This is a genomic window from Pseudomonas sp. DR48 (genome assembly GCF_019823085.1).
Lineage (GTDB): Bacteria > Pseudomonadota > Gammaproteobacteria > Pseudomonadales > Pseudomonadaceae > Aquipseudomonas.
This window is the reverse complement of the sequence record NZ_CP081946.1, coordinates 2215425-2236567: the sequence shown is the minus strand read 5'-3', so window position 1 is coordinate 2236567 and position 21143 is coordinate 2215425. Positions and strand designations below refer to the sequence as shown.

Genomic DNA, 21143 nt, shown 5'->3' with positions numbered 1-21143 from the left:
CGGTCAGGACTCCAGGGAACCGTCGAGGGTCTTTAGTGTGCCATACAGGTTCGGGCGACGATCGCGGAACGAACCCCACGCGCTGCGAATGTGCTCCAGTTCGTCAAGGTCGAAGCTCTGAACGAGCACGCCTTCTTCGGTCTTGTCGAGCTCCTGGACTTTCTCGCCGAACTGGTTGGCGATGAACGACGAGCCGTAGAACGTGATGTCGTAGCCGTCTTGCTCTTCATTGCCGATGCGGTTGCTGGCGACCAGCGGCATCAAGTTGGCGCCGGCATGGCCTTGTTGTACACGCTGCCAGTGGTCTCGGGACGAAATGGTCTTGTCGTGTGGCTCGCTGCCGATGGCAGTCGGGTAGAAGAGGATTTCCGCGCCGAGCAAAGCCATGCTGCGGGCGCATTCAGGGAACCACTGGTCCCAGCAGATGCCCACGCCGATTTTCGCGTAACGGGTGTTCCAGACTTTGAAGCCGGTATCGCCCGGGTTGAAATAATATTTCTCGTGATAGCCAGGGCCGTCAGGGATGTGGCTTTTACGATAAATCCCGAGGTTGCTGCCGTCGGCATCGATGATCGCGATGCTGTTGAAACGGGCACGACCGGCCAGCTCATAAAAGCTGATCGGCAGCACGACTTGCAGTTCTTTGGCGACTTTCTGGAAATGCTTGATGGCGACGTTGTCTGCAACCGTGGTGGCCAACTGCAGGTAATCCGGGTTCGGCTTCTGGCAGAAGTACGGGGCCTCGAACAGCTCCTGGATCAGGATGATCTGCGCGCCTTTGGCTGCAGCCTCTCGGACCAGTCTTTCAGCGGTCTCGATGTTGGCTTCGAGGTCCCAGGAACAGGCCATCTGAGTGGCGGCAACGGTAACGATACGACTCATGAATCATCTCCGGGCAAGTGCTTTCAGGTCGAAGGTGACATCGACCAATGACAGAACGGGTAGCACAGGCGTGATGAGTCACGCCGCGAGCAATGGCGACTTTATAGCCGATAAAAATCGACTTTAAAAGCGATAACCACGCCTACCGTCTAAAATTAAGCACTTAAACCCGATAACAATCGATATTTCGTCCTTTCACTGATCGTTCCCACGCTCCGCGTGGGAATGCAGCCGGGGACGCTCCGCGTCCCAAGAGCGGACGCGGAGCGTCCAGTGAGGCATTCCCACGCGGAGCGTGGGAACGATCAATGTGTTTACAGACCTTCGGCGAGCACCTTCGACAAAGTGTCGACAAAGAAATCCACGCTCTGGCGCGAGGTCACCATCGGCGGTTTGATCTTGAGCACGTTCAGGTAATCCCCCGTCGGCTGCATGAAAATCCCCAATTCGCGCAGGCGATCACACAGCGCTGTGGTTTCTTCGGTCGCCGGCTCCAGGGTTTCGCGATTGCGGATCAGCTCCACGCCCAGGTAGAAGCCAGAACCATGCACCGCGCCCACCAGCGGATGAATATCGATCAACGCCTCAAGCCGCTCCTTGAAATACCCGCCCACCACCTGGGCGTTTTCCCAGAGCTTTTCTTCTTCCATTACATCCAGCACTGCCATACCGATCTGGCAACTGACCGGACTGCCGCCAGCCGACGAGAAGAAGTAGCCCTCGGCCTCCAGCGCCTCGGCGATTTCCCGGCGGGTGATCACCGCGCCCAATGGCTGGCCGTTGCCCATGCCTTTGGCCATGGTAATGATGTCCGGCACCACGCCTTGCTCTTCGAAGCCCCAGAAGAAATGGCCCATGCGGCCGTAACCGACCTGCACTTCGTCCGCAATACACACGCCGCCCTGGGCGCGCACCATTGCGTAGACCTGTTTCAGATAACCCGGCGGCAGCGAGATCCCGCCGGCATTGCCGTACACCGGTTCGCAGATGAAACCGGCCAACTGGCGTTTCTGCTCGGCGATTTTCGCCAGGTTGTGTTCAACGCTGCGCACGTAGTCCGGCGCGCTGTCCGGCCCACGGAATTCACCGCGATAGGTGTTCGGTGCGGTCACCGGATGCACCCAATCGGGACGGCTGCTCAAGGCTTGGGGGTTATCGGCAATCGAGGTCGAGACCGCATCCGCGCCCACGGTCCAGCCGTGGTAGGCCTCCAGCACGCTGAGCATGTCGCGACCGCCGCTGTAGGCCCACGCCAGGCGGATCGCCAAGTCATTGGCCTCGCTGCCGCTGTTGACCAGGAACACCCGGTCCATGCCATCCGGCGACAACTTCAGCAGGCGCTCGGAAAACTCGGCGACCGCGGCGTAGTTAAAGCGCGAGTTGGTGTTGAGCAGCGACCACTGACGACTGGCCACCGCGGCCATGCGCGGATGACCGTGACCCAGCACCGCGACGTTGTTGAGCATGTCGAGGTAGGAGCGGCCCTGCATGTCGATCAGGTGATTGCGCCAGCCGCGCTCGATGCGTGGCGGGTCGACGTAATAGTGCTTCTGGGTGCGGGCGAAACTGGCGTCGCGGCGGGCCAGCAACGTTTGCGAATCCAGTTCTTCTTCGGCGTCACACGCCAGCCCCAGCAGCGCCGCCGGTGATGGGCACAACGCTTGCCAGGCCAAGGCGCGAGATGGCGTGCAAAACAGCGGCGCATTCAACAACGCGCCTCGACTCAATTGCACGATCAACGGTCCGCTGACCGAACCCAGCACCTGGCCTTTGACCAGCGCCGCGCCGCTGTGCAGCGACGGGGTCACGCCCCACAAGCGTACGCTCAGTTGCGGGCCGTCGAGTTGCAGCACACCTGCTGCCAACTGATGGACCACGCCGGCAAACGGCGATTCGACAGCCGTGCCATGCGGCACTCGCAACTCCACGTGCAGCGGACACGTTTCGGGCTCGGTCGAGCTATCGGGCCGTGTACGGGACAGCCGATAATGACCATAACGACTGGCCGCCAGGCCATGGGCCACCGCAGCCTCGGTCAACAAACGCTGATCAATCCCTTCCTGCTCCCAGTTACCGGCCTCGAAGTGTGGGCTGAGGACACCGAGATCGATCAAGGCAAACTCGCGCCCCACAAGGCTTGGCAGCAATGGTGCAAAACCTTCGCTACCGATGCTCGGCAACGCCTGGCCAACGCACGTCAGAATCGCCGCTTCCATCAAATCAAGCGGCACGGACATGGCCACCCGGAAGATCTCCCACTCATGGGTCAGGTTGTCGCGGCTGTAATCATTGCCCGGATCAATACTGACCTGATGCTCGCCACTGAGCACTAGCACCGCCGCACGCGCAACGATCAGTGGCCAGAGCGCCTGCAGTTCCTCACGCGTGAGCGGATTGACCGCGTGATAAGCCTGAACTGCCGGCAAGATATAAAACGGGTCGCCATCGGCGTGGTGCAGCAACGCCGCGCACGTCACCGACAAATCGGTAATGCGCCAAGTGCGAATCAAATCGCCGAAATCGATTACACCCTGCAATTGCCACTGGCGTTGCGCATCCCGCTGCCAGACCACGTTGTCATCGGTGATGTCCATGTGAATGGCCTGCACTGGCAGCGTGTTCACCAGCGGCTGCAAATGGCGCTGGGCCAACTCGGCCGCATCGGCGATCAACCGGCGTTGCGCGTCATCCTTGATCACCGGTAACAAATGGCTGATCAACGCGTTGGCGTGGCGGGCATCCCATTGAAGGGTGCGCTCAAGGCCCGGATGCTCGAAGGCCGCCAACGCCAGGTCCATTTCACCGCAGAGTCGACCAAAACCGGCCACCACGGCACCGGGCAGGTGATCAAGGTGTGTGAGCGACTGGCCTTCGATGTAATCGAGCAGGCGCACGTGCACCGCCTGACCACCGACGTCCAGCGTAAGCAGGTCAGCGCCATTTTTCGCGGGGATCACTCGCGGAACGTGAACATTGGACTTCTCACCCAAATGCTTGAGACCGGCATGCTGGGCTTGCAGCTCCAGCGCCGAGTAGTCGCCACGGCAGATCTTGAGAACAAAACGCCCCTGGTCACTGTCGAACCGAAAGTTGAGGTCCTGCTGACTGCCCAGGGCCTGCAACCTGCCGCTCAACCCGTAATGCCCCTCCAGCAGCTCTAGCGCTTGCTCCGCAGTCACTTGCGGGCTGGGCAAACTGGCGCGGTGAATCAACGTGGCGAGCGGCATACAACGACCCCTTAAATGTTATTAGGCGCTTATATCGCCACTGCTTGAGACGTTACGCAACCCCCTTTAAATGCAGTGCCCTCTCGCGCTGGTTTACACTTTGCGGGAGAATGCCGAGCATCAACGCCATTGCTGGAGAAACACCATGAATGTAGTCACCACCGACCTCCCCGGTGTTCTGATCATCGAACCCAAGGTATTTGGTGACGATCGCGGCTTCTTCTACGAAAGCTTCAACGCCAAAGCTTTTGAAGACGCCACTGGCCTGAGCCCCACCTTCGTTCAGGACAACCACTCCCGCTCGCAGAAAGGCGTACTTCGCGGTCTGCATTACCAACTGGAAAACACCCAGGGCAAACTGGTCCGCGTTACGGCCGGTGAAGTGCTGGATGTGGCGGTGGATATTCGTCGCAGCTCGCCGCATTTTGGCAAATGGGTTGCCGTGCGTTTGTCCGCTGACAACCATCGCCAACTTTGGATCCCGGAAGGTTTCGCCCACGGCTTTGTGGTGCTGAGCGATTTTGCCGAATTCCTCTACAAAACCACCGACTACTACACCCCGTCGGCTGAGCGCAGCATCCGTTGGGACGACCCGGACCTGGCCATCGATTGGCAACTGGACGAAGCCCCGCAGTTGTCCGGCAAGGATCAGAACGCCGCTTTCTTCAAGGACGCCGACGTCTTTTCCTGAAATCCGCTCTGAACCTTCGCCACAAGAACGACTTGGCCCAAGGTGCGCAGACTGCGCCGTCAAGCCTAGGCATAATGCGCCTGTACCCACAGGCGCTCGATGCTCATGACTCCGACCCTCCCCCGCAGACCCCGCTGGCGTAGCCTCGCACTGCTTGCGCTGTGCCTGGCGCCGTTGCTGTGGCCGCTGGAACATCTGGCCGAGCGTTATTACCGCAGCGAACTGGCCGGTCAGAACCGTCAGACCCTCGACCTGTACGTCGCCAACCTGTTGGGCACGTTGCACCGTTATGAAGTGTTGCCACAGATTCTCGGTGATCTGCCGGCCTTGCGAGCGGTGCTCGGGGCGCCGGACGACAGCGTCACGCAAGGCAATGCCAATCGCCTGCTGAAAAACATCAGCGCCCAGACCGGCGCCGAAGTCATGTACCTGATGGACACCACCGGCAAGACCCTCGCGGCGTCCAATTGGGACAAGCACGACAGCTTCGTCGGGCGTAATTTTGCCTTTCGGCCGTATTTCAGCGAAGCCATGGCCGGGCGGCTCGGGCGCTTTTTCGGCTTGGGCACAACGTCGGCCAAACGCGGCTATTTCTTCGCCGCCGCCGTACGTAACGGCGAGAAAATCGTCGGCGTGCTGGTGGTCAAGGTCGACCTGGACCACACCGAAAGCCTGTGGGGCAAAACCCCGGAACAATTGCTCCTGACCGACCAAAATGGCGTGGTCATTCTCACCTCGCGCCCTGAATGGCGATTCCGCTCGACCCGCCCCTTGAGCGAAACAGAAAGCAAAGCGATCACCGCGATTCAACCGTACCCGACCCGCGACCCGAAACCCTTGACGCTCAATCCCAACGCCTGGCTGACACAGACGCAACAGATCGCCGAAACCGGCTGGAACGTCAGCATCCTCGCCCCGCGCACCCTGATCGACCGCCCGGTTCGAACGGTTGTCGCCATTGGCGGTGCGACGCTGTTGGTGTTGATGTTGCTGCTCGGCCTGATGATGCAACGGCGCCGCCACTACCTTGAACGTATCGCTTTCGAAGCCAAGGCCCGACGCGAGCTGGAAGGCCGGGTCGCCGAACGGACCAGCGACCTGGAAGGCCTCAACCGGCGCCTGAAACAGGAAGTGCTGGAACGCGAGCACGCCCAGCAAGAACTGGTGCGCGCTCAGGATGATCTGGTCCAGGCCGGCAAGCTGTCGGCACTGGGGACGATGTCGGCGAGCATCAGCCACGAATTGAACCAGCCACTGGCGGCAATCCGCAGCTACGCGGAAAACGCCGAAGTGCTGCTCGACCATCAACGCACCGACGACGCGCGCGGCAACCTCAAGTTGATCAGTGAACTGACCGGCCGCATGGCCTCGATCATCGCTCATCTGCGCGCCTTCGCCCGACGCGATCGCCATGCACCGGAAAGCGTGGCGCTGCAACCGGCGCTGGACGATGCCCTGGCGTTACTGGCCAAGCGCCGGCGCAGCATGGAAGTCGAGCTGATCCGCGATCTGCCTGCCGCCACATTGTGGGTCGAGGCTGGGGAGACCCGTCTGCGTCAGGTGCTCGGCAACTTGCTGGCCAACGCACTGGACGCGCTGACCGAAAAAGGCCCGCCGCGTAAACTCTGGTTGAGTGCCCAATCCACTGCGGACGGCGTCACTTTGTACATTCGCGACAACGGCCCCGGCTTTTGCATGGAAGCCCTTGGCCGCGCCAGCGAACCGTTTTACACCACCAAGACCCGCACGCAGGGCCTTGGCCTGGGTCTGGCGATTTGCGAAACCCTGATGCGCGCCTTCGGTGGTGAACTGTCGTTCGCCAATCACAAGGAAGGTGGCGCCCTGATTACCCTGAAGCTGCGCGCCGGCGCACCGGGCGTGAGCCTGCAACCGTCCGAGGACCGAAGTGCATGACCATCGATAACCGCGTCCAGGTCGTGTTGATCGACGACGATCCCCATCTGCGTCAGGCCTTGAGCCAGACGCTGGATCTGGCGGGGCTGAAAATTCTCCCACTCGCCGAAGCCAAAGGCCTGGCCGCACAACTGGAGCGCGACTGGCCGGGCGTGGTGGTCAGCGACATCCGCATGCCCGGCATGGACGGTCTCGAACTGCTGAGCGAGCTGCATGCCCAGGACCCGGAGCTGCCGGTGCTGCTGATCACCGGCCACGGCGATGTGCCGCTGGCGGTGCAAGCGATGCGCGCCGGCGCTTATGACTTCCTCGAAAAACCGTTCGCCAGCGATGCCCTGCTCGACAGCGTGCGCCGCGCATTGGCCCTGCGTCGTCTGGTGCTGGATAACCGCAGCCTGCGCCTGGCCCTCAGCGACCGCAATGAACTGAGCACCCGACTGGTCGGGCAATCGGCGCCGATGCTGCGCCTGCGCGAACAGATCGGGGCACTGGCGGCGACCAAGGCTGACGTGTTGATCCTCGGTGAAACCGGTGCCGGTAAAGAAGTCGTCGCCCGGGCGCTGCACGATTTATCGAGCCGCCGTAGCGGTCCGTTCGTGGCGATCAATGCCGGGGCACTGGCCGAATCGGTGGTGGAAAGCGAACTGTTCGGGCATGAGCCCGGCGCGTTCACCGGCGCGCAGAAGCGCCGCATCGGCAAATTTGAATTCGCCAACGGCGGCACGCTGTTTCTCGATGAAATCGAAAGCATGAGCCTCGATGTGCAAGTGAAGTTGCTGCGCTTGCTGCAAGAGCGAGTCGTCGAACGTCTGGGCGGCAATCAGTTGATCCCGCTGGACATCCGCATCATCGCCGCAACCAAGGAAGACCTGCGCCAGGCTGCCGATCAGGGACGCTTCCGCGCCGACTTGTATTACCGCCTGAACGTCGCGCCGCTGCGTATTCCGCCGCTGCGCGAGCGCGGTGAAGACGCACTGATGCTGTTCCAGCACTTTGCCGACGAAGCCAGCGCCCGCCACGGCTTGCCACCCCACGAACTGCAACCGGGGCAACGCGCCCTGCTGCTGCGCCATAGCTGGCCAGGTAACGTACGCGAACTGCAAAACGCCGCCGAACGCTTTGCCCTGGGCCTGGAGTTGGCGCTGGACAACAGCGCACCCGAGGGCGCTACTGGCATGACGGTCGACGTGGTCAGTGGCGGTCTGAGCGAGCAAGTGGAAAACTTCGAGAAAAGCCTGATCGCCGCCGAACTGGCGCGCTCTCACAGCTCGGTGCGCAGCCTTGCCGAAGCACTCGGCATTCCGCGCAAAACCTTGCACGACAAACTGCGCAAGCATGGCCTGAATTTCGCCGACGGCGGCGCCAGCAGCCACACCGACGAACTCGATTGAGTTACCGTCCAATCATCATTTTCAAACAAGAGATCAATGCATGAGCCGCGACAGTCGTCACCTGGAATCAGTTCTCCATCACGACATTCCCCTGACGCGGGCCATGGGCATCAAAGTGCTCGACTGGCACGATCAGCAATTGCGCCTGTACTTGCCGCTGGACGCCAACGTCAACCACAAGAGCACCATGTTTGGCGGCAGCCTGTATTGCGGCGCCGTGTTGGCGGGTTGGGGCTGGCTGCATTTGCGGTTGCATGAAGAAGGGATCAAGGACGGGCACATCGTGATTCAGGAAGGGCAAATCGCCTACCCATTGCCGGTGACCATGGACGCAACGGCGATTTGCCAGGCACCGAGCGCGGCAGTGTGGAAGAAGTTTCTGGCAATGTATCAGCGTTATGGACGGGCGCGATTGACGCTGCATTCGCGGATCGTCAATGCGGACAGTGATGACGATGCCGTGACGTTTACCGGGCAATACGTCCTTCACAAATGATCGTTCCCACGCTCTGCGTGGTAACGCCTCAAGGGACGCTCTGCGTCCAGTGACGCGGAGCGTCACGGGCTGCATTCCCACGCAGAGCGTGGGAACGATCTTAACTACGCGCCAACTCCAACAATTTTTCGCGCCAGGCAGCCTTGGCCGGCAGCGCCAAAAAAAACTCATTCAGCAGTGATTCCCGCGCCGGATAACAGAACGGCGCGCCGCTCAGATCCAGCACCTCACCGCCCGCCCCTTCCAAGACCCCTTGAGCGGCAGCCGTGTCCCACTGTGAAGTCGGCGCCAGTCGCGGATAACAATCCGCCGCCCCTTCCGCCAACAGGCAAAACTTCAGCGAACTGCCGATATTGGCCAGTTGCAACTCACCCAGACTGGCGCTCAACCCGGCCAGCAAGCGCTCTTGCTCCGGACTTGAATGACGGCGACTGGCGACCACGGTAAAGGCTTCACCCGCCGCCAGCACTTCGCGAACCTGAATCGGCAGCGGCTCTGCATCTTTATCGCCACGCCAAGCGCCCAAACCGGCGCCACCGACGTAAAAGCGCCCGTTGGTCGGCATCGACACCACGCCGAACACCACCCGGCCCTGTTCGATCAAGGCAATGTTGACGGTGAATTCTTCACTGCCGGAAATGAACTCCTTGGTGCCGTCCAGCGGATCGACCAGCCACCAGCGCTGCCATCCGGCACGCACGCTCTGGGGAATGTTGGCGTCTTCCTCGGACAGCACGGGAATGCTTGGGTCCAGCGCGGTCAGCCCGGCGAGGATCAGATGATGAGCCGCCAGGTCCGCGGCAGTCACCGGCGAGTCGTCAGACTTGGCCGTCACGGCAGTCCCCGTGCGCCAGAACGGCAGAATCGCTTCGCCAGCTTTCAATGCCAGTTCAACGACCGGCGCCATCAATGGATGCGGAAAATTCATGGCAGGAACACCCCGCGCTGGGTCAACAGGTCACGGGTCAGGTACAGCGCCGCCAAGGCCCGGCCCTCCGTGAATCGTGGGTTCTGCGCCAGGGACGACAGTTCACGCAGGTTGATCTTGTCCACACCCATCGGCTCGGGCTCGTCGCCCTCAAGGCGCTCTTCGTACAGATCGGTGGCGAGCACCACCTGGATTTTCTGGCTCATGTAACCGGGTGACAGCGAAAGCTCGGTCAGATGCTCCAGCTGCCGCGCGCCATACCCGGCCTCTTCCTTGAGCTCGCGCTCGGCCGCCGCCAGCACATCTTCGCCCGGCTCGATCAAGCCTTTAGGCAAGGACAGCTCGTATTCATCGGTGCCACCGCAATACTCTTCGACCAAAACGGCGTGATCTGCGTCGAGCATCGCCACGATCATCACCGCGCCATACCCCGCGCCCTTGCCGACCAAACGCTCGTAGGTGCGCTCCACGCCATTGGAAAAGCGCAACTTGAGCTCCTCGACACAGAATAAACGGCTGGTGGCGACGATCTCGCGGGCGAGTATGGTGGGTTTCTGGCGCATGAAAGGCTCCTTGGCGTAAGCGGGTTACTATACCCGGCCTATCCTGATTGTTGACCTCGGATATCTTTTTTACCGTCTGGAGAAGTTTTTTATGTCCCTGCTGCCCTGGCGCGACATCGACACCGTTCTGCTGGATATGGACGGCACGCTGCTGGACCTGCACTACGACAACCATTTCTGGATGGAACACCTGCCACAGCGCTACGCCGAGCTGCACGGGGTAAGCCGGGCCATGGCCGAGATGGAATTACAGCCGCTGTTCGAACGCAATGCTGGCCAGTTGCAGTGGTATTGCCTGGATTTCTGGAGCGCTGAACTGAAGTTGCCGGTGCGCGAACTGAAACTGGAGACCGCGCATCTCATTGCCCTGCGCCCGGACGCGGATACGTTTCTGGCGGCAATCAAAAAGGCCGGCAAGCGTGTGGTGATGATCACCAATGCGCACCGCGACTCGCTGTCATTGAAGCTGGAACGGATTGAACTGGCGCCGTACTTCGAGCGATTGATCAGCTCGCATGATTACGGTTTCCCCAAGGAGCATCCGCAGTTCTGGGAAGCGTTGCAGGCCGATATCGACTTCGATCCGGCCCGCAGTCTGTTTATCGACGATACGTTGCCGATCCTGCGCAGCGCACGCGGCTTTGGCGTGGCGCATCTGTTGGCGGTGAGCGAGCCGGACAGCCGCAAAGGGCCGAAGGACACGGCGGAGTTTGCGGCGGTTGGGGATTATCGGGAGCTGATTACAGGGCTCTGAGACTGGGTCGCCTGCTTCGCGAGCAAGCCCGCTCCCACAGGACTTGTGTCGTACACATACATCGTGACCAACACAAAACCTGTGGGAGCGGGCTTGCTCGCGAAGGCCATCACACGGTCTTGAGGCTTACTCGGGAATCCGCAACGACTGCCCCGGATAGATCTTGTTCACATCCTTGAGCATCGGCTTGTTGGCCTCGAAGATTTTGTTGTACTTGTTGGCATCGCCATAGACGCGCAAGGAAATAGCGCTGAGGGTGTCGCCCTTCACGACCGTGACAAACTTCGCGGCCACTACCACCGGCCCGGTCACGGTAATCTGATCGTCCACGCTGCCAACACCGGCGATATTGCCCACCGCCAGCAGAATCTTTTCCTTCTCTTCCTGACTGCCAACTTCACCGGTGACCGTGACTTTGTCGCCGTCCACCGTAGCCTGCACATTCGGGTTACCCAGGCCGACCTTGCTGATGTGTTCCTTCAACTGCTCACTGGCATTGGCGTTGCCCGGTGTCAGTAGATCGATAAGTTTTTCGCCTGCTTCTTTCACAAAGCTAAAAATACTCATGGTGCACTCTCCTTGGGTTTTGGGTTCCAGACGCAAAAGACTAGACCAAGGCTGCAACACACGGTTCCCACCCGACCAATGACGCCGGTTGCACCCAGGCGCTAGAATCCAGTCCTTCCCGCGCCCTGGAGCGAAGATGGACATCAAGCAGCTGAAATTCCTCATCGCCCTCGACGAAACGCGCCACTTCGGCCAGGCCGCCGCGCGCTGCCACATCACTCAGCCGACCCTGTCCATGCGCCTGCGCAGCCTTGAAGAAGAGCTCGACTTGCCGTTGGTCAATCGCGGCCAGCGCTTCGAAGGTTTCACCGCGCCGGGCGAGCGAGTGCTGGCGTGGGCCCGCACCGTGCTGGCGGCTTACGACGGTTTGCAGGCCGAGGCCGCTGCGTGTCGTGGCAATCTGGTAGGTACGTTGCGACTGGGCGTGGTGCCGCTGTCGAGTTTCGATCCGCTGGCGTTAATGCAACGGCTACACACCCAACACCCGAACCTGCGCTTTGAACTCTCGTCCCTGAGTTCCGAACAGATCCTCGAACAACTGTCGAACAACCGCATCGACCTTGCCGTGTCGTACCTGGAACGCCTGGACGGTGAGCGTTTCGACTCAGTGGCCTTCAGCGAAACCCACATGGGGCTGCTCTACGATCAGCGCTTCTTCAGCTTCGGCGAGGCACCGCTGAGTTGGGAGTCGTTGATTGAGCTGCCCTTGGGCATGCTCACCAGCGGCATGCATTTTCGCCAGTCCATCGACCATAACTTCCACAGCCGTGGCCTGGTGCCGCAACCGTTATTGCAAACCGATGCCGTCCACCAGTTGTTACAAGCGGTACACGGCGGCTTCTGTTGCGCGGTGATGCCGTTGGACGCCGGTCTCGAAAACCTCACCGATCATTTGCGCCTGCAACCCATCGAAAACGCGCAAACCCTTGCCCGGCTTGGGCTGATCATGCGCCGCAGTGCCCCGCGTTCGGCGTTGGCGGAAGCCTGTTTTGCGCTGTATCAGAAATCGCGGACAGACTCTTGATCGACGTCATCTATCGGTAGATCAGTAATAGCGATTAGACGCGACCTATTGACGCGCCTAGGCTTAAAGCTGATCAAACCGTCGGTGATGCCCCATGAACGCCAAGCGCCCTGTCTGCGCGGCGCCCGCCCTTGAAACGCCCGCGCCCGCCGCTAGCCAGACGTACACCTACAGCGACCTTCAATACACTGAATCCGCCAGCACCGCGTTGGCCGAGGAGGTGGCGTTGGCGATCGCCTATAACGGCATCAGCCAGGCAGTGATGCTGGTGACGCCGACCGACCTTGAAGACTTCATCGTCGGCTTCAGCCTCGGCAGCGGCATCATCGAAGACGCCACTGACATCTACGACTTGCAGCTCAGCGGCTCGGGCTCGGCGCAATACGCGCAAGTGACCATCGCCAATCGTGCGTTCTGGAACCTCAAGCAACAGCGTCGGCAACTGGCCGGCACCAGCGGCTGCGGGCTCTGCGGAGTGGAAGCGGTCGAGCAGGCATTGCCGGACCTCAAGGTGTTGCCGGGCGCGCCGTTGCCGCCTGCCGAATGGCTCGATGGGCTACGCCAGCGCATCGGCGCCTTCCAGCCGCTGGGCCAGCATTGCGGCGCGGTGCATGCGGCGATCTTCATGAACGGTCAGGGCGAATTGCTGCTCGGCCGTGAAGACATAGGCCGGCACAACGCCCTCGACAAACTGATTGGCGGGCTGATCCGTCAGAAGATCCCGACCACGGGCGGCCTGGCGATTGTCACCAGCCGTTGCAGCCTCGAACTGATCCAGAAAGTCTTGCGCGCCGGTATCCAGACCCTGGTCAGCCTGTCATCGCCTACCGGCCTTGCCGTGCAATGGGCCCGTCGCCACAACCTCAATCTCATCCATTTGCCACAAAAGAATGCGCCACGGGTCTACAGCCCGGCTTCGGAGAATCAAGCGTGAGCCAACACCAACAAGCCGACCAGAAACCCGTTCCACGTTACAAACCCTATAAAGGCCCCGCCGGTGGCTGGGGCGCACTGGCCAGCGTTGCCCGGGCCTGGCTGACCAGCGACAACGCGTTGAAAAATCTGCGCATGATGCTCAAGACCAACAAAAACGGTGGGTTCGACTGCCCCGGTTGCGCTTGGGGCGATTCCAAGGAAGCCGGCATGGTGGCGTTCTGCGAGAACGGCGCCAAAGCAGTGAACTGGGAAGCGACCAAACGGCGGGTCGATGGCGCGTTTTTCGCCAAGCACAGCGTGAGTTCGTTGCTGGAGCAAAGTGACTATTGGCTTGAGTATCAGGGCCGTTTGACCGAGCCGCTGAGCTACGACGCTGAAACCGATCGCTACAAGCCAATCAGCTGGGATGCTGCGTTCTCCCTGATCGCCAAACACTTGCAGGGTCTGTCGAGCCCCCATCAGGCCGAGTTCTACACCTCGGGCCGTGCGAGCAACGAAGCGGCGTTTCTCTATCAATTGTTCGTGCGCGCCTACGGCACCAACAATTTCCCCGACTGCTCGAACATGTGCCATGAGGCCAGCGGTGTGGCGTTGGCGCAAAGCGTTGGCGTCGGCAAAGGCACCGTGACCTTCGACGACTTCGAACATGCGGATGCGATTTTTGTCTGGGGCCAGAACCCTGGCACCAATCACCCGCGGATGCTCGAACCGCTGCGCGAAGCGGTGAAACGCGGTGCGCAGGTGGTGTGCATCAACCCGCTGAAAGAGCGCGGCCTGGAACGTTTCCAGCACCCGCAACACCCGATCGAAATGCTCACCAACAGCGACAAGCCAACCAACACGGCCTACTTCCGTCCAGCATTGGGCGGCGACATGGCGATCATGCGCGGCATGGCCAAGTTCCTGCTGCAATGGGAGCGCGACGCGCAGAAGGCCGGTGAGCCGGCGGTGTTCGACCACGACTTCCTCAATGAACACAGCGTCAACGTGCTGGAATACCTGGGCACCATCGACGACACCCCGTGGGCGCAGATCGTCGAGCAATCCGGCCTGCCCCTGGTGGAAATCGAACAAGCGGCGCGCATGTATGCCAAGGGCAAGAACGTCATCATGTGCTGGGCGATGGGCATCACCCAGCACCGCCACTCGGTCGCGACCATCCAGGAAATCGCCAACCTGATGTTGCTGCGCGGCAACATCGGCCGGCCGGGCGCCGGCCTGTGCCCGGTGCGTGGTCACAGTAACGTGCAGGGCGACCGGACCATGGGCATCAACGAACGTCCCCCGGCGGCATTCCTCGACGCCCTGGAACGACGCTTCCAGTTCAATGTGCCCCGTGAAAGCGGCCACAACGTGGTCGAGGCGATTCATGCGATGGCCGAAGGCCGCGCCAAGGTCTTCATCGGTCTGGGCGGCAACTTCGCCCAAGCCACGCCGGACAGCCCACGGACCTTCCAGGCCCTGCGCAACTGCGACCTGACCGTGCAGATCAGTACCAAGCTCAACCGCAGTCATTTGACCCACGGTAAAGAGGCGCTGATCCTGCCGTGCCTGGGCCGTACCGACATCGACATCCAGACCGAAGGCCCGCAAGCGGTGACCGTTGAAGACTCGTTCAGCATGGTCCATGCCTCCAACGGTCAATTGCAGTCATTGTCGAACCAGATGCGTTCGGAGCCAGCGATCATCGCCGGCATCGCCGCCGCGACGCTGGGCAGCAAACCGGTGGACTGGAACTGGCTGGTGGCCGATTACAACCGCATCCGCGACTTGATCGCCGACACCGTTCCGGGCTTTCGCGACTTCAACGATAAGATCAAGAACCCGGGCGGGTTCTACCTTGGCAACAGCGCTGGTGCGCGCAAGTGGAATACACCGTCGGGTCGGGCCAACTTCCGTCCCAACGTCCTGCCCAAGGACCTGGTTCACGAACGCACTCGCGCCACGGGTGTGTTGCCGGATCTGATCATGCAATCGATGCGCTCCCACGATCAGTACAACACCACGATTTATGGTCTTGATGACCGTTATCGCGGGGTGAAGGGACAGCGTGACGTGTTGTTTGTGAACGAAGCGGACATCATTCGCCTGGGCTTCAAGCCAGGGCAGAAGGCGGACATCGTTTCGATCTGGGACGATGGTCGTGAGCGTCGCGTGAAGGGCTTTACGCTGCTGGCGTTTGATATTCCTGCGGGGCAGGCAGCGGCTTACTATCCGGAAGTGAATCCGCTGGTGCCTCTGGAAAGCACCGGTGACGGCAGCCATACACCGACGTCGAAGTTTGTCGCGATCCGCCTGGAGGCGGCGAGTGAGACCGGGTTGATCATGGCCAAGTCGGCCTGACGCGCTAGCAGGTATGGCCTCTTCGCGAGCAAGCCCGCTCCCACAGTGATCGCAATGTTCCTGAAAGAACTCGGTCATTGTGGGAGCGGGCTTGCTCGCGAAAGCGCTGAATCATTCAACGAAGATCTCGAAGCCAATACTTTTCCATCGCCCACAAAAAAGGCCGTTTCTGCATGGAAACGGCCTGTCCGAAGTAGTAAAAGACCAGCGAAAAACACTTAAGTTCCGCCTAAAAAACAGTAACTTATAGAAATGTGCTGAAGTCGTGTTACTCGTCGGAATTCGATTGTCACAACCATGACACAGCCTCAGGATCGCGCCGTCATCCCCTTGAGGTTCCTCTATGAAGTTCTCCTCGATTCTCTTGTTGTCCCTTGGCCTGGTCAGTGGCTTCGCTTCTGCCGGAGGCACCACCGAAGCAGGTGTGGGCGGCGCATTGGGCGGGGTTCTTGGCTCGGTCGTCGGTCAGTCCTTAGGCGGCAATACAGGTTCAACCATTGGCGCGGCCCTCGGCGGCGCGGGTGGTAGCGCCGTCGGCGCCGACAAACGCAGCCGTGGCCAAGCCGCCATTGGCGGTGCGCTCGGCGCAGCAGGCGGTAACGTGGTCGGCCGCAGCATGGGCGGCACCACCGGCAGCCTGATCGGCTCCGCAGCAGGCGGCGGTGCCGGTGGCGCGCTGGGTAACTACATGGGCAACCAGAGCAATGACGAAGATGATCGTCGCTCCTATCGTGGCCATGGTGATCGCCGCTATTACCGCGATGACCATCCAGGTCGCGGCCATGCTTATGGCCACCGCAAGCATCACCATCGCTATCACGACTGAGGCTTGATCGCCTCGCTTACGGTAGATGAAAAAATCGCAGCCCAAGGGCTGCGATTTTTTTTGCCGGTCAAACCACCAAACGTTCCAGCGCATCGCGCAACCCGGCAGGAATCGCCAAGGGTTGATTCGAAGCACGATCGACAAATACATGCACGAAGCGCCCGACCGCGCAGGCTTCATCGTCCCCCGCCTTGAACACCGCCAGTTCGTACTGCACCGAGCTGTTGCCCAGCTTGCCCACTCGCAAGCCGATCTCGATGCGATCCGGAAAGACGATAGATGCAAAGTAATCGCAAGACGAACTCACCACAAAACCCACCACCGCGCCGTCGTGGATATCCAGGCCACCGACTTCGATCAGGTAGGTGTTCACTGCCGTGTCGAAAAAACTGTAGTAGGTGACGTTGTTGATGTGGCCGTAGGCGTCGTTGTCATGCCAGCGAGTGGTGATGGGCTGGAGGTGCGGGTAGTCGGTGCGTTGTGGCATCAGTGTCGATTCCTGGAGTTGGATTGCCAGTCTAAGGCGAAAACCGCGTTGTATTCATCGCGAGCAGGCTCGCTCCCACCGGATCTGCTTCGTCAGCAAATTTTGTATTCACCGAAGATTTAATGTGGGAGCGAGCCTGCTCGCGATGAGGCCGGTAAAGGCGCGAACGAAATCACCTGTCAGCAAACCCTTTACCCACCGCCTCCAACTCGCCGATCAAGCGAGCAGGATTCCAGTGATCGCCCTGTCGGGTCTCCAGCGCCCTCAAGCGCTGATGAATATCCGTCAGCCCTTGCTGGTCCGCCCAAGCCATCGGCCCACCTTTGTCCGCCGGAAAACCATAACCGTTGAGGTACACCAGGTCGATGTCGTGGGCCGAGCCGGCGATGCCTTCTTCAAGGATCTTGGCGCCTTCATTGACCAGTGCCAGCAGACAGCGCTCCAGAATCTCCTCAGGTGTTATTTCCCGACGCTGAAACCCGAGCCTTTCGCTGACCTCCAGCACCAGCGCATCGACTTGCGGATCGTGCTCAGCCTGGCGACTGCCAGGTTCGTAGTGGTAATAGCCGTCGCCGCTCTTCTGCCCAAAACGCCCCAGTTCGCACAAGCGGTTATCCACCTGAACCTCCGGCGCATCCTGGCCTTGACCCGCCAGTTCCCGTGCACGCCATCCCAGATCGATGCCGACGACGTCGAACATGCGAAACGGCCCCATGGCAAAACCGAAACCTTGCAGCGCCGCATCCACCTGATAAGGGTAGGCGCCTTCAAGCAGCATCTTGCGCGCTTCAAGGACGTAGGTATTGAGCATCCGATTGCCGATGAAACCCTCGCAATTACCCGCCACCACACTCACCTTGCCCATGCGCTTGCCCAACGCCAGCGCCGCGTCCAGCACCGCCGGCGAAGTCTGGGCACCTCGGACAATTTCCAGCAATTTCATGATGTGCGCCGGGCTGAAGAAATGCAGGCCCAGGACCTGGGGCGCACGGCGTGTAGCCGCGGCGATGGCGTCGATGTCCAGCGCCGACGTGTTGCTGGCCAGGATGGCTTCGGGCTTAAGCAGGCCGTCCAGTTCACGGAAAATCTTTTGCTTGAGCTCCAGATTTTCGTAGACCGCTTCGATAACCAGGTCGACATCGCGGATCGCCGCATAATCAGCCGCCGCCGTGACCCGGGCAATGCGGGCGTCGGCTTCGGCCTGATCGATCCGCCCCTGACGCACATTGTGGGCGTAGGTATCCGCTACGGCGGACAGCGCCTGTTCCAGCATCTGTGGATTGTTATCGACCCACTGCACCGGCAACCCGGCGTTGGCCAGGCACATCACGATGCCACGGCCCATGGTGCCAGCGCCGATCACTGCGGCGCGCTGAATATTGAACGGTGTCTGGCTCATTGTTGTTCTCTTGTTAGCGATCCGAAGACAGTCCTCACCATAGTCAGCCACCGCGAGCTTTTGAAATTTATTCCTGTGATGAGCGACATTCAGCGGATGGATCTACACCGGCAAATGCGCCTGGGCCCACCCGCGCACCTCGGCATACGGGTAATTTTCCAGCGCTGCAAAACCTGGAATCGATCGTGCCTTGAGCTTGGTAAATAGCGGCACGCTGATCCCACACAGGAAACGCGTTACCCGTTCCGCCGAAGGCACATTGCCGGTGTGCTGTTCGTGCCTGTGGATAAAATCTCCGCACAGCGCTTCAAAGTTTTTATCCACAAGCGCCGGCAGCTCAGGTGGTGCTGGCAACCGCGCGACCTGACCATGACAGACCGAACAGTGCCCACATTGCCGAGGCGCATTGTCGTCGCCAAAGTACTCGGCCAAGCGAAAGCCCAGGCAATGATCAGTGGCGAACAAATCCAGCATGGCGTGAATCCGTGCGATCTCTGTGCGTTCGTGATGAGTGAAACAGGCATGCAGTTCGGCGCTCAGTGCCTGACTGTCGACATTTGTATCAAGCAGGCTGTAGACCTCGGTCATCTGCTTGCTTTCCAGCTCGACCCAACCTTTCTCCTGGAAATAATCCAGTGCCTTGACCACCCGGCTTCGCTCGGCCTGATGCTGCTCGTACAGCGCATCGAAATTCACCGTGGCCCAGGTCCGCGCGCGAGTGGAGGTCTGGATGATCGCTGCGACAAAGTCTTTGCGCTCACCCTCGAAACGGGCCAGCAAGTCCTCGGGTTCCTGTAAATACTTGTACCGGTATTCAGCGTAATAGGCGTAGCGCGGGGCAATGATCCGGCGCAGCTCAAGCTGCACCAACAAGGTTTTAAGCGGCAGTTGCCGGATATTGCTCTGATCCCCCAGCGGCCCCAGCAGAAACTCCCATTGCCCTTCGGGCGCGGCAGCTTTCAACTCATCCAGCACGCAGCGGATGCCGTCCAGTTCGGGCGTATCACCGTAGACGAAGTTTTCCAACACATTGAGGCTGTCGCGGTTGGCCAAGACCAGACAGTCGGACGGCAGGCCATCACGCCCGGCGCGACCAATTTCCTGGCTGTAGTTTTCGATGGATTTGGGCAGGTCGAAATGCACCACGTTGCGAATGTCGCTCTTGTCGATGCCCATGCCGAACGCGATGGTGGCAACGATGCAATTGGACTGCCCGCCCATGAAGCGCTTCTGGATGGCTTCGCGTTGCTCGTGGGGCAAGCCGGCATGATAGGCCTCGGCCTGTATGCCGTTGCGGCTCAGGTGTTCGGCGATGTGTTCGGCGGTTTTCTGCAGGGTGACGTAGACGATGCTGGGCTGCTCGGGGCGCTCGCCCATCCATTCGACCAGACGTCGGCGTTTGTCCTGTCCGCGGACAGGCTCGACCAACAGGTTGAGGTTCGGCCGATAAAAACCGGTGGTCACCACATCTTCCGGCGCGATGGAAAATTTGGCCTCCATGTCCGCAATCACCTTGGGCGTCGCGGTGGCCGTCAGCAGCAATGCCTGGGGAATATTGAACTGGCGTTGATAGTCCGGAAGTTTCAGATAATCAGGGCGGAAGTTGTGGCCCCACTCCGAGATGCAGTGCGCCTCATCGACGACCAGCAACGAGATCGGCACCTGCTGCAGGAAATGGCGGAAGCGCTCGTTCTTCAGGCGCTCCACGGAAATCATCAGAATCTTCAGCTCGCCGGACTTGGCCCGGGCCATCACATCGCTGGCGTCATCGCGACTCTGGGCCGAATCGATACTGCCGGCCGCAATGCCGTGGCGCTTCAGGAAGGCCAGTTGGTCCTGCATCAACGCCAGCAACGGCGACACCACCAGCGTCAAGTGCGGCAACAACAGGGCGGGCAGCTGATAGCAAAGGGATTTGCCGGAGCCCGTGGGAAAAATGGCCGCTGCCGAACGCCCGGCCAACACCGCGCTGACCGCCGCTTCCTGGCCGGGCCGAAACTGTGAAAAACCGAAAACCTGTTCCAGGGTGTTGTGCATAAGCTGTCACTCCGTTGACCGCTGCGAAGCCCAAAGCGTAGCCGGCAGATGCAGCGAGTCGAGAAAAGGTCGGGGACCAAAACGATACGGGATGATACAGCGTCGCCCCAACGTCCTTCGCCACAGGATGAAACAAACGAAACACTTTGTAGCTCGCGGCATCGCTCAATCTGGCGTTAAGGTCTTTTCGCGCAACCACCGCCCGCGCACTTCACATCACGGCAGGACGCCTGATGAGCGCGGCATTTGAAGAAGGAACGACCATGCCCCAAAAAACATTTTTTGTACTCGCCCTGATCCTGACAACCTTGCTGTCGAGTGGCTGCAACAGGATTCCCGAAGAGCCACCCTTGCTCGCGACGTGCGACACCCTGGAGTGTTCGGCGCAACAGGCTTGGCGCACATCCTGACGATGGCGGGATAAGTGGCTACAACACCCTCGCACACACCCGTCCACACCAACAGAATCGAGGCCATTCGTAGCCATTTCAAATATGGCTCCCTTTAGGGCGGCAACGAACTGCTCGACATCGCCCGCCAACGCCAGCCGAAAACCACCACCGGTTGAAGCCCCAAGGAAAAATCCCTGCGGGAGCCGGGCTTGCCCGCGATGAACGATAACGCGGTGCACCTGACAGCAAACGAGAGAATTTGCGGCTGGGAATAAGTCCGTAGGCA

18 protein-coding genes are annotated in these 21143 nt (G+C 60.4%); 10 read left to right on the top strand and 8 right to left on the bottom strand.

Features of this window, described 5'->3' with window-relative positions:
- Nucleotides 1–3 precede the first annotated feature (3 nt).
- Nucleotides 4–882 carry an N-carbamoylputrescine amidase gene (gene aguB / locus K5K95_RS10215; RefSeq protein WP_222589350.1) on the bottom strand — a complete coding sequence of 293 codons (879 nt, stop codon included), beginning with the start codon at nucleotides 880–882 and terminating at the stop codon, nucleotides 4–6.
- A 314-nt stretch (nucleotides 883–1196) separates the two neighbouring features.
- The gene (locus tag K5K95_RS10210; RefSeq protein ID WP_222589349.1) at nucleotides 1197–4109 is read right to left on the bottom strand and encodes an aminotransferase; all 2913 of its coding nucleotides are present in this window, start codon (nucleotides 4107–4109) and stop codon (nucleotides 1197–1199) included.
- Between the two features lie 145 nt (nucleotides 4110–4254).
- Here K5K95_RS10210 and rfbC point away from each other — a divergent pair, with 145 nt between their 5' ends.
- From rfbC to K5K95_RS10190, 4 genes are all read left to right on the top strand, one after another.
- Nucleotides 4255–4800, top strand: a complete 546-nt coding sequence (gene rfbC, locus K5K95_RS10205; protein WP_222589348.1) for a dTDP-4-dehydrorhamnose 3,5-epimerase — start codon at nucleotides 4255–4257, stop codon at nucleotides 4798–4800.
- A 105-nt stretch (nucleotides 4801–4905) separates the two neighbouring features.
- Complete coding sequence (locus K5K95_RS10200) at nucleotides 4906–6714, top strand: ATP-binding protein (RefSeq protein WP_222589347.1); 1809 nt, start codon at nucleotides 4906–4908, stop codon at nucleotides 6712–6714.
- Nucleotides 6711–8105, top strand: a complete 1395-nt coding sequence (locus tag K5K95_RS10195) for a sigma-54-dependent transcriptional regulator (RefSeq protein ID WP_222589346.1) — start codon at nucleotides 6711–6713, stop codon at nucleotides 8103–8105. The genes K5K95_RS10200 and K5K95_RS10195 overlap by 4 nt, the downstream gene beginning before the upstream one ends.
- 40 nt (nucleotides 8106–8145) lie before the next feature.
- The gene (locus K5K95_RS10190; RefSeq protein ID WP_222589345.1) at nucleotides 8146–8601 is read left to right on the top strand and encodes a thioesterase domain-containing protein; all 456 of its coding nucleotides are present in this window, start codon (nucleotides 8146–8148) and stop codon (nucleotides 8599–8601) included.
- A 100-nt stretch (nucleotides 8602–8701) separates the two neighbouring features.
- On the opposite strand, the gene cysQ is transcribed toward K5K95_RS10190, so the two are convergent.
- Together cysQ and nudE are read right to left on the bottom strand one after the other, a co-directional pair.
- Nucleotides 8702–9529: a 3'(2'),5'-bisphosphate nucleotidase CysQ gene (gene cysQ, locus K5K95_RS10185; protein ID WP_222589344.1), complete on the bottom strand. Its 828-nt coding sequence runs from the start codon at nucleotides 9527–9529 to the stop codon at nucleotides 8702–8704.
- On the bottom strand, nucleotides 9526–10092 hold the full coding sequence (nudE, locus tag K5K95_RS10180) for an ADP compounds hydrolase NudE (protein WP_222589343.1): 567 nt from the start codon (nucleotides 10090–10092) through the stop codon (nucleotides 9526–9528). Before nudE ends, cysQ begins: the two co-directional genes overlap by 4 nt.
- 91 nt (nucleotides 10093–10183) lie before the next feature.
- On the opposite strand from nudE, the gene yrfG reads away from it, so the two are divergent.
- A complete protein-coding gene (gene yrfG / locus K5K95_RS10175; protein ID WP_222589342.1) occupies nucleotides 10184–10846 on the top strand; it encodes a GMP/IMP nucleotidase in 663 nt (220 codons plus the stop codon).
- Nucleotides 10847–10972: 126 nt separating this feature from the next.
- Here the strand turns inward: yrfG and lysM are convergent, their stop codons facing one another.
- Complete coding sequence (gene lysM, locus K5K95_RS10170; protein WP_222589341.1) at nucleotides 10973–11413, bottom strand: peptidoglycan-binding protein LysM; 441 nt, start codon at nucleotides 11411–11413, stop codon at nucleotides 10973–10975.
- Between the two features lie 136 nt (nucleotides 11414–11549).
- Between lysM and K5K95_RS10165 the strand changes: the two genes are divergently transcribed.
- The 4 genes from K5K95_RS10165 (at nucleotide 11550) to K5K95_RS10150 (ending at nucleotide 16542) form a co-directional block, all read left to right on the top strand.
- Nucleotides 11550–12437 carry a LysR family transcriptional regulator gene (locus K5K95_RS10165; RefSeq protein WP_222589340.1) on the top strand — a complete coding sequence of 296 codons (888 nt, stop codon included), beginning with the start codon at nucleotides 11550–11552 and terminating at the stop codon, nucleotides 12435–12437.
- Nucleotides 12438–12531: 94 nt separating this feature from the next.
- Entirely contained in the window at nucleotides 12532–13371 is an 840-nt protein-coding gene (gene fdhD, locus K5K95_RS10160) for a formate dehydrogenase accessory sulfurtransferase FdhD (RefSeq protein ID WP_222589339.1), read from the top strand.
- Nucleotides 13368–15716, top strand: coding sequence for an FdhF/YdeP family oxidoreductase (locus K5K95_RS10155; protein ID WP_222589338.1), 2349 nt, complete (start codon nucleotides 13368–13370; stop codon nucleotides 15714–15716). Before fdhD ends, K5K95_RS10155 begins: the two co-directional genes overlap by 4 nt.
- Nucleotides 15717–16059: 343 nt before the next feature.
- Nucleotides 16060–16542 (top strand): glycine zipper domain-containing protein, encoded by a 483-nt coding sequence (locus K5K95_RS10150; RefSeq protein ID WP_222589337.1) that lies wholly within the window; start codon nucleotides 16060–16062, stop codon nucleotides 16540–16542.
- Nucleotides 16543–16609: 67 nt separating this feature from the next.
- On the opposite strand, the gene K5K95_RS10145 is transcribed toward K5K95_RS10150, so the two are convergent.
- From K5K95_RS10145 to K5K95_RS10135, 3 genes are all read right to left on the bottom strand, one after another.
- Nucleotides 16610–17029 (bottom strand): acyl-CoA thioesterase, encoded by a 420-nt coding sequence (locus K5K95_RS10145; RefSeq protein WP_222589336.1) that lies wholly within the window; start codon nucleotides 17027–17029, stop codon nucleotides 16610–16612.
- Between the two features lie 172 nt (nucleotides 17030–17201).
- Nucleotides 17202–18428, bottom strand: a complete 1227-nt coding sequence (locus tag K5K95_RS10140; protein WP_222589335.1) for a 3-hydroxyacyl-CoA dehydrogenase — start codon at nucleotides 18426–18428, stop codon at nucleotides 17202–17204.
- Between the two features lie 102 nt (nucleotides 18429–18530).
- On the bottom strand, nucleotides 18531–20465 hold the full coding sequence (locus K5K95_RS10135; protein ID WP_222589334.1) for an ATP-dependent DNA helicase RecQ: 1935 nt from the start codon (nucleotides 20463–20465) through the stop codon (nucleotides 18531–18533).
- A 263-nt stretch (nucleotides 20466–20728) separates the two neighbouring features.
- Here K5K95_RS10135 and K5K95_RS10130 point away from each other — a divergent pair, with 263 nt between their 5' ends.
- The gene (locus K5K95_RS10130) at nucleotides 20729–20875 is read left to right on the top strand and encodes a hypothetical protein (protein ID WP_222589333.1); all 147 of its coding nucleotides are present in this window, start codon (nucleotides 20729–20731) and stop codon (nucleotides 20873–20875) included.
- The last annotated feature ends 268 nt before the right edge of the window (nucleotides 20876–21143 follow it).

What these genes read in the sequence shown, in the direction of transcription:
- aguB (WP_222589350.1), bottom strand. Translation starts at nt 882, where the DNA reads ATGAGTCGTATCGTTACCGTTGCCGCCACTCAGATGGCCTGTTCCTGG.
- K5K95_RS10210 (WP_222589349.1), bottom strand. Translation starts at nt 4,109, where the DNA reads ATGCCGCTCGCCACGTTGATTCACCGCGCCAGTTTGCCCAGCCCGCAA.
- rfbC (WP_222589348.1), top strand. Translation starts at nt 4,255, where the DNA reads ATGAATGTAGTCACCACCGACCTCCCCGGTGTTCTGATCATCGAACCC.
- K5K95_RS10200 (WP_222589347.1), top strand. Translation starts at nt 4,906, where the DNA reads ATGACTCCGACCCTCCCCCGCAGACCCCGCTGGCGTAGCCTCGCACTG.
- K5K95_RS10195 (WP_222589346.1), top strand. Translation starts at nt 6,711, where the DNA reads ATGACCATCGATAACCGCGTCCAGGTCGTGTTGATCGACGACGATCCC.
- K5K95_RS10190 (WP_222589345.1), top strand. Translation starts at nt 8,146, where the DNA reads ATGAGCCGCGACAGTCGTCACCTGGAATCAGTTCTCCATCACGACATT.
- cysQ (WP_222589344.1), bottom strand. Translation starts at nt 9,529, where the DNA reads ATGAATTTTCCGCATCCATTGATGGCGCCGGTCGTTGAACTGGCATTG.
- nudE (WP_222589343.1), bottom strand. Translation starts at nt 10,092, where the DNA reads ATGCGCCAGAAACCCACCATACTCGCCCGCGAGATCGTCGCCACCAGC.
- yrfG (WP_222589342.1), top strand. Translation starts at nt 10,184, where the DNA reads ATGTCCCTGCTGCCCTGGCGCGACATCGACACCGTTCTGCTGGATATG.
- lysM (WP_222589341.1), bottom strand. Translation starts at nt 11,413, where the DNA reads ATGAGTATTTTTAGCTTTGTGAAAGAAGCAGGCGAAAAACTTATCGAT.
- K5K95_RS10165 (WP_222589340.1), top strand. Translation starts at nt 11,550, where the DNA reads ATGGACATCAAGCAGCTGAAATTCCTCATCGCCCTCGACGAAACGCGC.
- fdhD (WP_222589339.1), top strand. Translation starts at nt 12,532, where the DNA reads ATGAACGCCAAGCGCCCTGTCTGCGCGGCGCCCGCCCTTGAAACGCCC.
- K5K95_RS10150 (WP_222589337.1), top strand. Translation starts at nt 16,060, where the DNA reads ATGAAGTTCTCCTCGATTCTCTTGTTGTCCCTTGGCCTGGTCAGTGGC.
- K5K95_RS10145 (WP_222589336.1), bottom strand. Translation starts at nt 17,029, where the DNA reads ATGCCACAACGCACCGACTACCCGCACCTCCAGCCCATCACCACTCGC.
- K5K95_RS10140 (WP_222589335.1), bottom strand. Translation starts at nt 18,428, where the DNA reads ATGAGCCAGACACCGTTCAATATTCAGCGCGCCGCAGTGATCGGCGCT.
- K5K95_RS10135 (WP_222589334.1), bottom strand. Translation starts at nt 20,465, where the DNA reads ATGCACAACACCCTGGAACAGGTTTTCGGTTTTTCACAGTTTCGGCCC.
- K5K95_RS10130 (WP_222589333.1), top strand. Translation starts at nt 20,729, where the DNA reads ATGCCCCAAAAAACATTTTTTGTACTCGCCCTGATCCTGACAACCTTG.